The 14969-nt window shown below is 49.6% G+C and carries 11 protein-coding genes, 1 tRNA gene and 1 other RNA gene; all 13 read left to right on the top strand.

Annotated elements, in window-relative coordinates:
• Window positions 1–263 precede the first annotated feature (263 nt).
• The 13 genes from lpfA (at window position 264) to dppF (ending at window position 14951) form a co-directional block, all read left to right on the top strand.
• Window positions 264–788, top strand: a complete 525-nt coding sequence (lpfA, locus tag A9180_RS08430; protein WP_064527839.1) for a long polar fimbrial major subunit LpfA — start codon at window positions 264–266, stop codon at window positions 786–788.
• 83 nt (window positions 789–871) lie between these two features.
• A complete protein-coding gene (gene lpfB, locus A9180_RS08425) occupies window positions 872–1558 on the top strand; it encodes a long polar fimbrial biogenesis chaperone LpfB (RefSeq protein ID WP_064527837.1) in 687 nt (228 codons plus the stop codon).
• 23 nt (window positions 1559–1581) lie between these two features.
• Complete coding sequence (gene lpfC, locus A9180_RS08420) at window positions 1582–4113, top strand: outer membrane usher protein LpfC (RefSeq protein ID WP_064527835.1); 2532 nt, start codon at window positions 1582–1584, stop codon at window positions 4111–4113.
• A 10-nt stretch (window positions 4114–4123) separates the two neighbouring features.
• Complete coding sequence (gene lpfD / locus A9180_RS08415) at window positions 4124–5176, top strand: long polar fimbrial protein LpfD (RefSeq protein ID WP_064528029.1); 1053 nt, start codon at window positions 4124–4126, stop codon at window positions 5174–5176.
• Window positions 5177–5181: 5 nt separating this feature from the next.
• Entirely contained in the window at window positions 5182–5703 is a 522-nt protein-coding gene (gene lpfE / locus A9180_RS08410) for a long polar fimbrial protein LpfE (protein ID WP_064527833.1), read from the top strand.
• Between the two features lie 419 nt (window positions 5704–6122).
• Entirely contained in the window at window positions 6123–7814 is a 1692-nt protein-coding gene (eptB, locus tag A9180_RS08405; RefSeq protein WP_064527831.1) for a kdo(2)-lipid A phosphoethanolamine 7''-transferase, read from the top strand.
• Between the two features lie 91 nt (window positions 7815–7905).
• Window positions 7906–7982, top strand: a tRNA-Pro gene (locus A9180_RS08400).
• A gap of 34 nt (window positions 7983–8016) precedes the next feature.
• A non-coding RNA gene (locus A9180_RS08395) (RtT sRNA) lies at window positions 8017–8151 on the top strand.
• A gap of 958 nt (window positions 8152–9109) precedes the next feature.
• On the top strand, window positions 9110–10717 hold the full coding sequence (dppA, locus tag A9180_RS08390) for a dipeptide ABC transporter substrate-binding protein DppA (RefSeq protein ID WP_001222876.1): 1608 nt from the start codon (window positions 9110–9112) through the stop codon (window positions 10715–10717).
• 307 nt (window positions 10718–11024) lie between these two features.
• Complete coding sequence (dppB, locus tag A9180_RS08385; protein WP_064527829.1) at window positions 11025–12044, top strand: dipeptide ABC transporter permease DppB; 1020 nt, start codon at window positions 11025–11027, stop codon at window positions 12042–12044.
• A 9-nt stretch (window positions 12045–12053) separates the two neighbouring features.
• A complete protein-coding gene (dppC, locus tag A9180_RS08380; RefSeq protein ID WP_064527826.1) occupies window positions 12054–12956 on the top strand; it encodes a dipeptide ABC transporter permease DppC in 903 nt (300 codons plus the stop codon).
• Window positions 12957–12966: 10 nt separating this feature from the next.
• Window positions 12967–13950: a dipeptide ABC transporter ATP-binding protein gene (gene dppD, locus A9180_RS08375; protein ID WP_064527824.1), complete on the top strand. Its 984-nt coding sequence runs from the start codon at window positions 12967–12969 to the stop codon at window positions 13948–13950.
• Window positions 13947–14951, top strand: coding sequence for a dipeptide ABC transporter ATP-binding subunit DppF (gene dppF / locus A9180_RS08370; RefSeq protein ID WP_064527822.1), 1005 nt, complete (start codon window positions 13947–13949; stop codon window positions 14949–14951). Before dppD ends, dppF begins: the two co-directional genes overlap by 4 nt.
• Window positions 14952–14969: the final 18 nt, after the last annotated feature.

The raw sequence follows: 14969 nt of genomic DNA, 5'->3' as shown, positions 1-14969 counted from the left end.
ATGATTGCATGTTAATAGAACAATAATATTAATTTCGCAAATGTATTTTTTTTATATATACGCATCATCAATATAAATGTATTCCTAAAAAACGCATTCATCAGATGGTTTTTGTTTGTAATTATTTGAAATTAAAACGAGTTTGTTTTTTCAAAAATTAATATCCAGCAAAAATAATTTTGTTTTTTAGCACCATTTGTATAATCTACGCTCCGTTGTATGAACAACATCAAGCATATTTATCTATATAAATGGAGTTATAAATGAAAAAGGTTCTGTTTGCCTTATCTGCGCTTGCGCTGACCTCTACTTCCGTATTCGCAGCTGATGCGGGCGACGGTACTGTTAAATTCACCGGTGAGATTGTTGACGCGGCATGTGTTGTTTCTCCAGACACTCAAAAACAAGAAGTCGTTCTGGGCCAAGTAAATAAGTCGGTGTTTACCGCTACTGGTGATAAATCCACAGCAACTCCGTTCAAAATCAAACTGGAAAACTGTGATATCTCCACTTTTAAAAATGTTGAGATCAGCTTTAACGGTGTAGGTGATGCGGACAACAATAAACTGATTTCTGTAAGCACTGAACCAGGCGCGGCAACTGGCGTGGGTATCGGTATTTATGATAACACCAATACACTGGTTGACCTGAATACTGGTAAATCTGCTACCGTCCTGAAAGCAGGCCAGACTGTCCTGTATTTCACCGCTAACTATGTCTCCACCAAAGATGCAGTAACCATCGGTTACGGTAACGCAGAAGTCGACTTTAACCTGACTTACAACTAATCGATCCTGACGGAACGATTATTTCTCAATGGCAACAGATTATCTGTTGCCATTATTTACACCAATGACTCAGGGACCGAATCATGAAACGTATTAGCCTTGCCGTTCTGGCACTTTTAATGACCGCACAACATTGTTTTGCTGGTGGCGTAGCCCTAAGTACAACGCGTGTTATTTATGATGGCGGTAAGAAAGAAGCGTCGCTGACCGTTGAAAACCATAATAAAAATGAAGAGTTTTTGATACAGTCATGGATTGATGATGTGAATGGCAATAAAAAAACACCGTTTATTATTACACCTCCATTATTCAAGCTCGATCCTGAAAAGAATAACGTCTTACGTATTGTCAATATTGAAGATACCTTACCTAAGGATCGTGAATCTGTTTACTGGATCAATGTAAAAGCGATTCCTGCGAAAAGTGCCGAGAATGAAAATAAAAACGTATTACAGATAGCTGTTCGTACTCGTCTGAAGTTGTTCTATCGCCCGAAAGGTTTGCCTGGAAGTAACCTTGAGGCGATGAAACAGTTACGTTTCCAACGTCAAAATAACCAAATTGTGGTTAATAACAATTCATCTTATAACCTGACTTTCAATCAATTTTCAGTTAATGGACAGAAGATTGAACGGGCGGGAATGGTTCTCGCGAAAGGAACGTTAAATATTAACCTTCCTGCCGGTACAGGCAACGCGAACGAAGTGAAATACAGCATTATTAATGATTTCGGTGTTTCCGGCGAAATGCTGACGAAGCCGATTAACTGATTCTTTTACAAGGCGCTTTTACTATGCATTGGATGCATTTACCTCTCTATCACTACAGAGCGCATTTTTCCTTCTCTCTGCTGGCATTAACTATTGCCAGCTCGTTGCCTGTGTATGGAGGAAAATTTAACCCAAAATTTCTCGAAAACGTACAAGGTGTCGATCAACACGTCGACTTGTCGGTATACGACTCACCTGTCGCCCAGCAAATACCCGGTAAATACCGGGTTTCGGTGTTTGTTAACGAAGAAAAAATGGCTTCCCGGACGCTGGATTTTAGTACCGCCAGCGAAGCACAACGCAAAGCCAGCGGCGAATCGCTTATGCCTTGCCTTAGCCGGGTACAACTGGAAGAAATGGGGGTGCGCGTTGACAGCTTTCCGGCGCTAAAGATGTCGCCACCTGAAGCCTGTGTAGCGTTTGATGAAATCATTCCCCGGGCCACCAGTCACTTTGATTTTAATAATCAGACGCTGAATCTCTCCTTCCCACAAGCAGCAATGATGATGACTGCTCGTGGCACGGTTGACCCCTCTCGCTGGGACGAAGGGATTCCTGCTCTGCTGCTGGACTACAGCTTTAGCGGCAGCAATGGGCGCAGCGAAGGTACAGGTTCATCTTCAGACTCGACCAGTGACAGTTATTACCTGAACTTACGCAGTGGTTTGAATATTGGTCCGTGGCGTTTGCGTAATAACAGTATCTGGAACCGTACCGATGGCAAAAACCAGTGGGATAACGTTGGAACATCACTAAACCGTGCCATTATTCCACTCAAATCGCAGATAACGCTGGGTGATACCGCAACGCCTGGCGAGATTTTTGATAGCGTACAAATGCGCGGGGCGTTACTGGCATCCGACGATGAAATGTTGCCGGACAGCCAACGTGGCTTTGCTCCAGTAGTGCGCGGTATCGCCAAAAGCAACGCTGAAGTCAGCATCGAGCAGAACGGCTATGTTATTTATCGCACCTTTGTACAGCCGGGCGCATTTGAGATTAATGACCTCTACGCAACCTCTGGTAGTGGTGACCTGACGGTGATTATTAAAGAAGCCGACGGAAGTGAACAACGTTTTATCCAGCCATTCTCGGCGGTAGCGATTTTCCAGCGTGAAGGATATCTGAAATACAGTCTTGCTGCTGGTGAGTATCGTGCCGGTAACTATGACAGTGGCAAACCTCGATTTGGACAGTTTACCGCCATGTACGGCTTGCCATGGGGGATGACCGCTTACGGTGGTGCGTTGCTGTCGGCAGACTACAACGCCTTAGCACTGGGGCTGGGGAAAAACTTCGGCACGATTGGTGCGGTATCGGTGGATGTCACCCAGGCGAAAAGCCAGTTGCGTAACAATGAAAAAGATGAAGGCCAGTCTTATCGGTTCCTGTATTCGAAAAGTTTTGACGGCGGTACTGACTTGCGTCTGCTGGGTTACAAGTACTCAACCAGTGGCTTTTACACTTTCCAGGAAGCTACTGACGTTCGCAGTGATGCCGACAGTGACTACCGCCGTTATCATAAGCGCAGTCAAATTCAGGGCAATATTACTCAGCAATTGGGAGATTATGGCTCTGTTTACTTCAATATGACGCAGCAGGACTACTGGAATGTTGACGGTAAGGAAAACTCCTTAAGTGCAGGTTATCACGGTCATATTGGTCGAGTGAATTACAGCATCGCCTACACCTGGACCCGAAGCCCGGAATGGGATGAAGACGATCGTCTGTGGTCATTCAGTGTTTCGATCCCTCTGGGGGGCGCGTGGAGCAGTTATCGCATGACCACCGACCAGAATGGCAAAACGTCACAACAGGCTTCAGTCAGCGGCACATTGCTGGAAGATCGTAATCTAAGCTATAACATTCAGGAAGGTTACACCAGTAATGGCGTTGGCAACAGTGGCAGCGCCAGCCTTAGCTATATGGGGGGGTCCGGCAACATAGATGCTGGCTATAACTACTCAAAAGATAATCAACAGGTTAACTATGGTGTGCGTGGCGGTGTCATTGTTCATAGTGAAGGGATTACGTTATCACAACCGTTAGGTGAAAGCCTGGCGATTGTTTCAGCCCCTGGCGCTCGTGGTGCACATGTAATTAACAGCAGTGGCGTTGAAGTTGACTGGATGGGTAATGCCGTCGTGCCATATTTGACGCCATATCGTGAAACTACTGTTGAGATTCGCAGTGATACATTGGGTGAAAACGTTGAGTTGCAGGAAGCTTTTCAGAAAGTAGTTCCAACGCGCGGTGCAATAGTGCGTTCTCGCTTTGATACACGTGTTGGTTACCGCGTACTCATAACCTTAAAACAAGCTAATGGTAATGCCGTTCCGTTTGGTGCGACTGCAGTGTTAAAGGATGAGAGCAAACCTACCAGCAGTATTGTTGGAGAAGAAGGGCAACTTTATATTAGCGGAATGCCGGAAGAGGGCGAATTGCAGGTGAGTTGGGGCAAAGATCAGGCACAGCAATGCCTGGTGCCGTTCCAGTTACCGGAGAAAAAGGACAATTCGGGTATCGTGATAGTTAATGCGACATGCCAGAAATAGGGATATGAAGATGAAAATAAAAAATATGATGGCTTGCGTCGTGCTTTTGGGAACCAGCACCTTTGCAGGAAATGTATGGTCGGCGGATTGGGGCGCATGTCAAACAGCAAACGGTCAACCTTATGAATATTCTTTTGACCTGGTACAAACAATACAAGAACCTTCAGAAAATAGAGTTGGAAAATTAATACAACAGAATTTTAGTCTGGGGGGATCTTATCAGGCTGGGTGCGATTGTCCTGACCCCGTAACCAATAAAGTGGTGACGTATTTTAAAGGAGAGTCACTGCTACCTGAACCGGGTGTTAATGCGGGATACTTTAAATTTAATTATAATATTGACGTTCTCCCGGCAATTTACGTGTATAGCCAGGGTACAATTCCTGTTCCTTTTACAGACAAGAGTAATAGCTCACCTGGAGATGAGTGTAATGCTATTGCCTCGACCACAACCTGGACTACAGGAAGTAGAGGTAATATCAAACTGATTATCGCTCATCCTTTTGTCGGGCAGTTGACTATACCCAGAACGCCAGTTGCTGCTCTTTATGCTACAAAGAAAAAATCTGTGTACAATAATTCACCCTTGGTTATTCTGAATGTCTCCGCTGATATAACCGTAACGCAAGGTTGCGAACTTGCTGCGGGAACTGTGCTGGATATTCCTTTTGGTGAATATCAGGCACACGATTTCAAAGGCCGTGCGGGACAACCTCCGCAAGGGGTGCGTAAGATCCAAAAAGAGTTAAGTTTTGACTGCACCAATATTTCCGATGGCGTCAAAATTTACCTGAGTATTGATGGTACGCCTAATAATGACTATCCGAGTGCTGTCGATTTAGGGAATCCAGATGTCGGCGCGGTTATCGAAGATGGAAACGGCAATATTCTGAAACCCAACGATAATAGCAGTCTATTGGAAATGGACTCCGGTACATTATATGACGAGACTAAGCGTACAGCGAAAACAATCATAACCGCTTATCCGGTCAGCACTACCGGGAAATTACCCGCAGCCGGAGATTATGACGGTGTTGCGACGATACATGTTGAGCTGGAGTAGCATTTATGAAACGGAGATTATTTGCTTTATTGCTGCTGCCTGTTTCCTTATCGACAATGGCGCTTACGGATCTGGGAGCTAAGGGTGATTTAAAATTCACTTTGCAGATCCGCCAGGGCGCCTGTGAACTGGTAAAAGAAAATATTGATGTCGATATGGGAAAAGCTGTTCTTAAACGCCCGGTAAGAATTGGCAGCGATTTGAATCCAACGCCCTTTTCGATTGGTCTGAAGAATTGCAGTGAGGTCATCAGAGTTTACGTCACCATGGACGGCCAGCCTGATACAGACGATCCAAATCTTTTTGCTTTGGATGCTGGAGGGGCTACGGGCGTTGGGTTAAAAATCAAAACGGCGGATGGCGTGCAGCAGTACCCCAAAAGTACGCACCTGACTCCACTGGAGTTTGCGATTGCCAGCAATGGTTCTCATCAACTGAACTATATTGCCAGTTATGTACCGTTGCGTGCAGATGCCACCATCGGGCGGGCTGATGCCACTGTCGATTTTACCGTCCAGTACGAATAATTAAAAAAGCAGGAGCCGGGCTGCTGGCTCTTGAGCTGATGACAAATAAAGGTTACTCAATGTGCAAGGCGATTGGATTACAGGTAAATCGCAATCTATTTAATATAAAATTTATAAGCTGAGTAAGGTGTTCACGCCGCACCCGGCAAGAAACATTGAGTCTTTTCCTGTGCTTTAAAACTCCAGATTACTGAGTCATTTAAGGACAACACCTAACGTTAAAGTCTCCTTTCATACTTGTATTTTTGTAAATTTGTGCTTCAAGTGCACTCTTTCCCCACACTTTTTCCCTTTGCTGTGGTCTACTTATCTGTGTGTGCAGATTTTCCTTATCTGACGACCTTCGCACTTTTCCCTTGCCTGGCTTGAAAGGCCATTATGCAGGGTGTTATCACCTGTTTTTTCCAGGGTTTGTTTGCATGAGATATATCAAAACGATAACACAGCAACAGCTAAGTTTTTTGCTCGCTGTCTATATCGGCCTGTTTATGAATTGCGCAGTCTATTTCCGTCGGTTTGACGGTTACGCGCATAACTTCACTTTTCTTAATGGTGTCTCGGCGGTTATCGAACTGGCAGGGACGGTTCTGGCTACCTTCTTCTTTTTACGCTTAATTTCACTTTTCGGCAGAACAGTCTGGAAAGTGCTGGCCTCGTTGCTGGTGCTGATTTCTGCCGGAGCCAGCTACTACATGACATTTATGAATGTCATGATTGGCTACGGAATTGTCGCTTCGGTGATGACCACCGACATTGACCTGTCGAAAGAAGTGGTTGGCTGGACGCTTATCGCATGGGTTGTACTGGTAAGTATTATCCCGTTGCTATTTATCTGGATGAACCGCTCACAAGATACTTTCTGGCGTCAGCTTCGTACCCCGAAAACTCGCTGGCGTAGTGCGCTTACCGTGCTGTTGGCGGGCTTATTGGTATGGGGACCAATCCGTCTGATGGATGTAGTGCAAAAGCGTGCAGACCGTATGGCCGGAGTGGATATGCCGAGCTACGGCGGCGTACTGGCGAACTCTTATTTGCCTTCTAACTGGCTTTCTGCTTTGGGGCTGTATGCCTGGGCGCAAGTGGATGAATCGTCAGACAATCGGTCGCTGATGAATCCGGCAAAAAAATTCACCTATACCCCGACGCAAAATCTCGACGATACCTATGTGGTTTTCATTATTGGCGAAACTACGCGTTGGGATCATATGGGGATGCTGGGCTACGAGCGCGATACCACGCCGAAGCTGGCCAAAGAGAAAAACCTGGTGATGTACCGTGGTTATTCTTGTGATACCGCCACTAAATTATCACTACGCTGTATGTTTGTGCGTGAAGGTGGAACGGAAGATAACCCTCAACGTACGCTCAAAGAGCAGAACGTATTTGCGGTTCTCAAACAGTTGGGCTTTAGCTCTGATTTGTACGCTATGCAGAGTGAGATGTGGTTCTATAGCAACACCATGGCTGACAACATTGCCTATCGCGAGCAAATTGCAGCAGAGCCGCGTAACCGTGGGAAAGCGGTGGACGATATGTTGCTGGTCAATGAAATCGAGCGTTCTCTGGAGAAAAAACCAGAAGGTAAGCATCTGATTGTGCTGCATACTAAAGGGTCGCACTATAATTATACTCAACGTTATCCCCGTGAGTTTGCCCAGTGGAAGCCAGAGTGCTATGCAATTGACCGCAAATGCCCACGCGCGCCGATGATTAACTCATACGATAACTCCATCACCTACGTTGATCATTTTATCGACACCGTGATCGACAAATTCCGCGATAAGAAGGCCATTATTTTCTATGCAGCGGACCATGGTGAATCAATTAACGAGCGTGAGCATTTGCATGGCACACCCCGTGAATATGCGCCGCCGGAGCAGTTCCGCGTACCGATGATGGTCTGGATGTCGGATAAATATCTGGAGAATCCGGCCAACGCGCAGGCGTTCGCGCAATTGAAGAAAGAAGCGGATATCAAAGTGCCACGCCGTCATGTGGAACTGTACGACACCATTTTAGGTTGCCTTGGTTATACTTCACCGGATGGTGGTATCAACGAAAACAACAACTGGTGTCGAATCCCTGAGACGAAGAAGGCAGAAGCTAACTAAATGCACTGCTGAGTTTCTAGCCGATCAACTGGCATTTTATCATTAAGGGATTGACGAAGGCGTATCTGAGCAGTAAGATGCGCCCCGCATTCGGTGATTGGCGCAGCCTGGTAGCGCACTTCGTTCGGGACGAAGGGGTCGGAGGTTCGAATCCTCTATCACCGACCAAATTCGAAAAGCCTGCTCAACGAGCAGGCTTTTTTGCATCTGTAGCCTAAAGAGGATGAGAACCTCCGGGGGCAGGGAGGTTCGACTCGAGCGAAGCGAGAGAACGTTGCGCCAGCAACGGCCCGCAGGGCGAGCCACGAAGTGGCGAGTAATCCTCTATCACCGACCAAATTCAAAAAGCCTGCTCAACGAGCAGGCTTTTTTGCATCTGTGCCTGCTCGAACCCAGGCCTGATAAGACGCGTCAGTGTCGCATCAGGCAAATGTGCCAGCCTGTTGTCGGATGCGGCGTAAACACCTTATCCGACCTACATGAGTGTGCTAATTCAATAAATTGCATCTCTCCCGGTAGGCCTGATAAGACGCGCCAGCGTCGCATCAGGCAAATGTGCCAACCTGTTGTCGGATGCGGCGTAAACACCTTATCCGACCTACAGGATTGTGCTAATTCAATAAATTGCATCTCTCCCGGCAGGCCTGATAAGACGCGTCAGTGTTGCATCAGGCAAATGTGCCAGCCTATTGTCGGATGCGGCGTGAACGAACGCCTTATCCAACCTACACTCCACACATTTCCCCGCCAAAATTGCGCCCCACATCTCACTATCCATTAACGGATTTGTGACAGAATCCATTGTCTTTTTTTATATTTGCTTAAATCTTTTTTTGCGTTACTTATGGCTGGCGCTGGCATTTTCCGCTGTGCGGTTTAGCGTTCATGGTATTAATCGCTCAGATATCCACCTTTTCATCAGATTTTTTTCACGAAAAGCATAAAATTTAATCACCAATTGTTGATAAATATTAAGCTGATTGTTCTGGTTATGTTGGAGTAGCACAAATTTCTCTGCTGCAAATAGTTGTTTGAAGTTTTTTTAATCTTTGTTTGTGGATTCTCACCGTTGGTGTAAATCCCGGTTGGCTGTATTGACGTTTTCACATTCTGTTGACAGATTGTAGGTCACGAGGGGCATTTTATGGAGGATCCGCACTGTAACACTGATGTTAATTAGTACGGCATCCCCACCTCATAACGTTGACCCGACCGGGCAAAAAACAAAAAAGGTCAGGCAGCGACAACCCACTGCAAAGGGTTAAAACAACAAACATCACAATTGGAGCAGAATAATGCGTATTTCCTTGAAAAAGTCAGGGATGCTGAAGCTTGGTCTGAGCCTGGTGGCTATGACCGTCGCAGCAAGTGTTCAGGCTAAAACTCTGGTTTATTGTTCAGAAGGATCACCGGAAGGGTTTAACCCGCAGTTGTTTACCTCTGGCACCACCTATGACGCCTCTTCCGTGCCGCTTTATAACCGTCTGGTTGAATTTAAAATCGGCACCACTGAAGTGATTCCGGGGCTCGCTGAAAAGTGGGAAGTCAGCGAAGACGGTAAAACCTATACCTTCCACCTGCGTAAAGGTGTGAAGTGGCACGACAACAAAGAATTCAAACCGACGCGCGAACTGAACGCCGATGACGTGGTGTTCTCGTTTGATCGTCAGAAAAACGCCCAGAACCCGTACCATAAAGTTTCTGGCGGCAGCTACGAATACTTCGAAGGCATGGGCTTGCCGGAGCTGATCAGCGAAGTGAAAAAGGTGGATGACAACACCGTTCAGTTCGTGCTGACTCGCCCGGAAGCGCCATTCCTCGCTGACCTGGCAATGGACTTCGCTTCTATTCTGTCAAAAGAATATGCCGACGCGATGATGAAAGCCGGTACGCCGGAAAAACTGGATCTCAACCCAATCGGCACTGGTCCGTTCCAGTTGCAGCAGTACCAGAAAGATTCCCGTATTCGCTACAAAGCGTTTGATGGCTACTGGGGTACTAAACCGCAGATCGATACGCTGGTCTTCTCTATTACCCCTGACGCTTCCGTGCGTTACGCTAAACTGCAGAAAAATGAATGCCAGGTGATGCCGTACCCGAACCCGGCAGATATCGCCCGTATGAAGCAGGATAAATCCATCAACCTGATGGAAATGCCGGGGCTGAACGTCGGCTATCTCTCGTATAACGTGCAGAAAAAACCGCTGGATGACGTGAAAGTTCGTCAGGCACTGACCTACGCGGTGAACAAAGACGCCATCATCAAAGCGGTTTATCAGGGCGCGGGTGTGGCCGCGAAAAACCTGATCCCGCCAACCATGTGGGGCTATAACGACGACGTTCAGGACTACACCTACGATCCAGAAAAAGCGAAAGCCTTGCTGAAAGAAGCGGGTCTGGAAAAAGGCTTCTCTATCGACCTGTGGGCAATGCCAGTACAACGTCCGTATAACCCGAATGCTCGTCGCATGGCAGAAATGATTCAGGCTGACTGGGCGAAAGTGGGAGTACAGGCCAAAATCGTCACCTACGAATGGGGTGAGTACCTCAAGCGTGCGAAAGATGGCGAGCACCAGACGGTGATGATGGGCTGGACTGGCGACAACGGGGACCCGGATAACTTCTTCGCCACCCTGTTCAGCTGCGCCGCCTCTGAGCAAGGCTCTAACTACTCAAAATGGTGCTACAAGCCGTTTGAAGATCTGATTCAACCGGCACGTGCCACCGACGACCACAACAAGCGTGTTGAATTGTACAAACAAGCACAGGTCGTGATGCACGATCAGGCTCCGGCACTGATCATTGCGCACTCCACTGTATTTGAACCGGTACGCAAAGAAGTCAAAGGCTATGTGGTTGATCCATTAGGCAAACATCACTTCGAAAACGTCTCTATCGAATAATTAAAAGCCATACGAGATTAATGACAAACGCAATACTGCCTGATGCGCTCCGCTTATCAGGCCTACGAAAATTCTGCAATGTATTGAGTTTGCAAGATTTTGTAGGCCGGATAAGGCATTCACGCCGCATCCGGCATGAACAAAGCGCACTTTGTCAACAATCTGCATACCCGGTGGCGCTGTGCCTCTGCGCGCAGCGCCATCCGGCAGCAATACTTCATTCCCTGTCCGGGCTGGACGGGAATTGATTTGTGAGCAATACAGACACGCAGTTCCAGGCTGCGGGTCACTATAGAGAATCCGGGTTATGTTGCAGTTTATTCTCCGACGTTTGGGACTCGTCATCCCCACGTTTATCGGTATTACCCTTCTCACATTTGCCTTTGTCCAAATGATCCCGGGCGATCCGGTGATGATCATGGCGGGCGAACGTGGGATCTCCCCAGAGCGTCACGCACAGCTGCTGGCTGAACTCGGCTTAGATAAACCGATGTGGCAGCAGTACCTCCACTATATTTGGGGCGTTATGCACGGCGATTTAGGCATTTCGATGAAAAGCCGCATCCCGGTATGGGAAGAGTTCGTGCCGCGCTTCCAGGCTACGCTGGAACTTGGCATCTGCGCGATGATTTTTGCGACCGCGGTTGGCATTCCGGTTGGTGTGCTGGCGGCGGTTAAACGTGGTTCTATTTTCGATCACACGGCAGTTGGCCTGGCGTTGACCGGCTACTCAATGCCTATCTTCTGGTGGGGCATGATGCTGATCATGCTGGTTTCGGTGTACTGGAACCTGACGCCCGTCTCCGGTCGTGTGAGCGACATGGTGTTCCTCGATGATTCCAATCCGTTAACCGGTTTTATGCTGATCGACACTGCCATCTGGGGTGAAGACGGCAACTTTATCGACGCCGTCGCGCATATGATCTTACCAGCGATGGTGCTGGGCACAATTCCGCTGGCGGTTATCGTTCGTATGACGCGCTCCTCGATGCTGGAAGTGCTGGGTGAAGACTACATTCGCACTGCGCGCGCCAAAGGTCTGACCCGCCTTAGGGTGATTATCGTCCATGCGCTGCGTAACGCGATGCTGCCGGTGGTGACCGTTATTGGCCTGCAGGTAGGGACGCTGCTGGCGGGGGCGATCCTGACCGAAACCATCTTCTCGTGGCCCGGTCTGGGGCGCTGGTTGATTGACGCGCTGCAACGCCGCGATTATCCGGTGGTGCAGGGCGGCGTATTGCTGGTGGCGACGATGATTATCCTCGTCAACCTGCTGGTCGATCTGCTGTACGGCGTGGTGAACCCGCGTATTCGTCATAAGAAGTAAGGGGACATCATGTCACAGATTACTGAAAATAAAGTGATTAGCGCACCAGTGCCGATGACCCCGTTACAGGAGTTCTGGCACTATTTTAAACGCAACAAAGGCGCGGTCGTCGGACTGGTTTATGTCGTCATCGTGCTGTTTATCGCGATTTTTGCCAACTGGATTGCGCCGTATAACCCGGCGGAACAGTTCCGCGATGCACTGCTCGCCCCGCCAGCCTGGCAGGAAGGCGGCAGCATGGCGCACTTGCTGGGTACAGATGACGTAGGGCGTGATGTGCTGTCGCGCCTGATGTACGGCGCACGCTTGTCGCTGCTGGTCGGCTGTCTGGTGGTGGTGTTGTCGCTGATTATGGGCGTCATTCTCGGCCTGATCGCTGGTTACTTTGGCGGCCTGGTCGATAACATCATCATGCGCGTGGTCGATATCATGCTGGCGCTGCCAAGTCTGCTGTTGGCACTGGTACTGGTGGCAATTTTCGGCCCGTCGATTGGTAACGCCGCGCTGGCGCTGACCTTTGTTGCGCTGCCGCACTATGTGCGCTTAACCCGCGCCGCCGTGCTGGTGGAAGTGAACCGCGACTACGTCACCGCGTCTCGCGTGGCAGGAGCCGGGGCGCTGCGCCAGATGTTTATCAATATTCTTCCCAACTGCCTTGCACCGCTGATTGTCCAGGCGTCGCTCGGTTTCTCTAACGCCATTCTCGATATGGCCGCCCTTGGCTTCCTTGGCATGGGGGCGCAGCCGCCAACGCCGGAGTGGGGCACCATGCTCTCCGACGTGTTGCAGTTCGCGCAAAGCGCCTGGTGGGTCGTGACCTTCCCGGGGCTGGCGATCCTGCTGACGGTGCTGGCATTTAACCTGATGGGTGACGGTCTGCGTGACGCGCTCGATCCCAAACTGAAGCAGTAAGAGGTTCGAGATGGCGTTATTAAATATAAATAAATTATCGGTGCATTTCGGCGACGAAAGCGCACCATTCCGCGCCGTAGACCGCATTAGCTACAGCGTGAAACAGGGCGAAGTGGTTGGGATTGTGGGTGAGTCAGGCTCCGGTAAATCGGTCAGTTCACTGGCGATTATGGGGCTGATTGATTATCCGGGCCGCGTAATGGCGGAAAAGCTGGAGTTTAACGGCCAGGATTTGCAGCGTATCTCGGAAAAAGAGCGCCGCAATCTGGTGGGTGCCGAAGTGGCGATGATCTTCCAGGACCCGATGACCAGTCTTAACCCGTGCTACACCGTTGGTTTCCAGATTATGGAAGCGATTAAGGTGCATCAGGGCGGTAATAAAAGTACTCGCCGTCAGCGGGCGATTGACCTGCTGAATCAGGTCGGCATTCCCGATCCGGCGTCGCGTCTGGATGTTTACCCGCATCAGCTTTCTGGCGGCATGAGCCAGCGCGTGATGATCGCGATGGCGATTGCCTGTCGGCCAAAACTGCTGATTGCCGATGAACCGACCACCGCGCTGGACGTGACCATTCAGGCGCAAATCATCGAACTGCTGCTGGAATTGCAGCAGAAAGAGAACATGGCGCTGGTGTTGATCACTCATGACCTGGCGCTGGTGGCGGAAGCGGCACATAAAATTATCGTGATGTATGCAGGCCAGGTGGTGGAAACGGGCGATGCTCACGCTATCTTCCGTGCGCCGCGTCATCCGTATACTCAGGCATTGCTGCGTGCGCTGCCGGAATTTGCCCAGGACAAAGAACGTCTGGCATCGTTGCCTGGCGTCGTTCCCGGCAAGTACGATCGCCCGAACGGTTGTCTGCTTAACCCGCGCTGCCCCTACGCCACTGACAAATGCCGCGCTGAAGAACCGGCGCTGAATATGCTCGCTGACGGGCGTCAGTCCAAATGCCACTACCCACTTGATGATGCCGGGAGGCCCACACTATGAGTACGCAAGAGGCCACCTCGCAACAACCATTGTTGCAGGCTATCGACCTGAAAAAACATTATCCGGTGAAGAAAGGCATGTTTGCGCCGGAACGTCTGGTAAAAGCGCTGGATGGCGTTTCGTTTACTCTTGAACGTGGCAAAACGCTGGCGGTGGTAGGTGAATCCGGCTGCGGTAAATCGACGCTTGGTCGATTGCTGACGATGATTGAAACGCCGACCGGCGGTGAGCTGTATTACCAGGGACAGGATCTGCTCAAGCACGACCCGCAGGCGCAGAAGCTGCGTCGGCAGAAAATCCAGATCGTCTTCCAGAACTCCTATGGCTCGCTGAATCCGCGTAAAAAAGTTGGGCAAATTCTCGAAGAGCCGTTGCTGATAAATACCAGCCTAAATAAAGAACAGCGTCGGGAAAAAGCCCTGTCGATGATGGCGAAAGTCGGCCTGAAAACCGAGCACTACGATCGCTATCCTCATATGTTCTCCGGCGGTCAGCGTCAGCGTATCGCCATCGCCCGTGGTCTGATGCTCGACCCAGATGTGGTGATTGCCGACGAACCGGTTTCCGCGCTGGACGTCTCAGTGCGTGCGCAGGTGCTGAATCTGATGATGGATTTGCAGCAGGAACTGGGGCTTTCTTATGTCTTTATCTCGCACGACCTGTCAGTGGTTGAGCACATTGCCGATGAAGTGATGGTGATGTATCTGGGCCGCTGTGTGGAGAAGGGGACGAAGGACCAAATCTTCAATAACCCGCGTCATCCGTATACTCAGGCACTGCTCTCTGCGACGCCGCGCCTGAATCCGGACGATCGACGCGAGCGCATCAAACTCACCGGCGAACTGCCAAGCCCGCTGAATCCACCGCCGGGCTGCGCGTTCAACGCCCGCTGTCGTCGACGCTTCGGCCCCTGTACCCAGTTGCAGCCGCAGCTAAAAGACTATGGCGGGCAACTGGTGGCCTGCTTTGCTGTTGATCAGGATGAAAATCCGCAGCGTTAACTTACAAAACCGGGGCTA

Source organism: Escherichia sp. B1147 (genome assembly GCF_001660175.1).
Taxonomy (GTDB): domain Bacteria; phylum Pseudomonadota; class Gammaproteobacteria; order Enterobacterales; family Enterobacteriaceae; genus Escherichia; species Escherichia whittamii.
Note: the sequence above shows the minus strand (reverse complement) of the source record. Positions and strands in the feature narration are given on the sequence as shown.

What these genes read in the sequence shown, in the direction of transcription:
- lpfA (WP_064527839.1), top strand. Translation starts at nt 264, where the DNA reads ATGAAAAAGGTTCTGTTTGCCTTATCTGCGCTTGCGCTGACCTCTACT.
- lpfB (WP_064527837.1), top strand. Translation starts at nt 872, where the DNA reads ATGAAACGTATTAGCCTTGCCGTTCTGGCACTTTTAATGACCGCACAA.
- lpfC (WP_064527835.1), top strand. Translation starts at nt 1,582, where the DNA reads ATGCATTGGATGCATTTACCTCTCTATCACTACAGAGCGCATTTTTCC.
- lpfD (WP_064528029.1), top strand. Translation starts at nt 4,124, where the DNA reads ATGAAAATAAAAAATATGATGGCTTGCGTCGTGCTTTTGGGAACCAGC.
- lpfE (WP_064527833.1), top strand. Translation starts at nt 5,182, where the DNA reads ATGAAACGGAGATTATTTGCTTTATTGCTGCTGCCTGTTTCCTTATCG.
- eptB (WP_064527831.1), top strand. Translation starts at nt 6,123, where the DNA reads ATGAGATATATCAAAACGATAACACAGCAACAGCTAAGTTTTTTGCTC.
- dppA (WP_001222876.1), top strand. Translation starts at nt 9,110, where the DNA reads ATGCGTATTTCCTTGAAAAAGTCAGGGATGCTGAAGCTTGGTCTGAGC.
- dppB (WP_064527829.1), top strand. Translation starts at nt 11,025, where the DNA reads ATGTTGCAGTTTATTCTCCGACGTTTGGGACTCGTCATCCCCACGTTT.
- dppC (WP_064527826.1), top strand. Translation starts at nt 12,054, where the DNA reads ATGTCACAGATTACTGAAAATAAAGTGATTAGCGCACCAGTGCCGATG.
- dppD (WP_064527824.1), top strand. Translation starts at nt 12,967, where the DNA reads ATGGCGTTATTAAATATAAATAAATTATCGGTGCATTTCGGCGACGAA.
- dppF (WP_064527822.1), top strand. Translation starts at nt 13,947, where the DNA reads ATGAGTACGCAAGAGGCCACCTCGCAACAACCATTGTTGCAGGCTATC.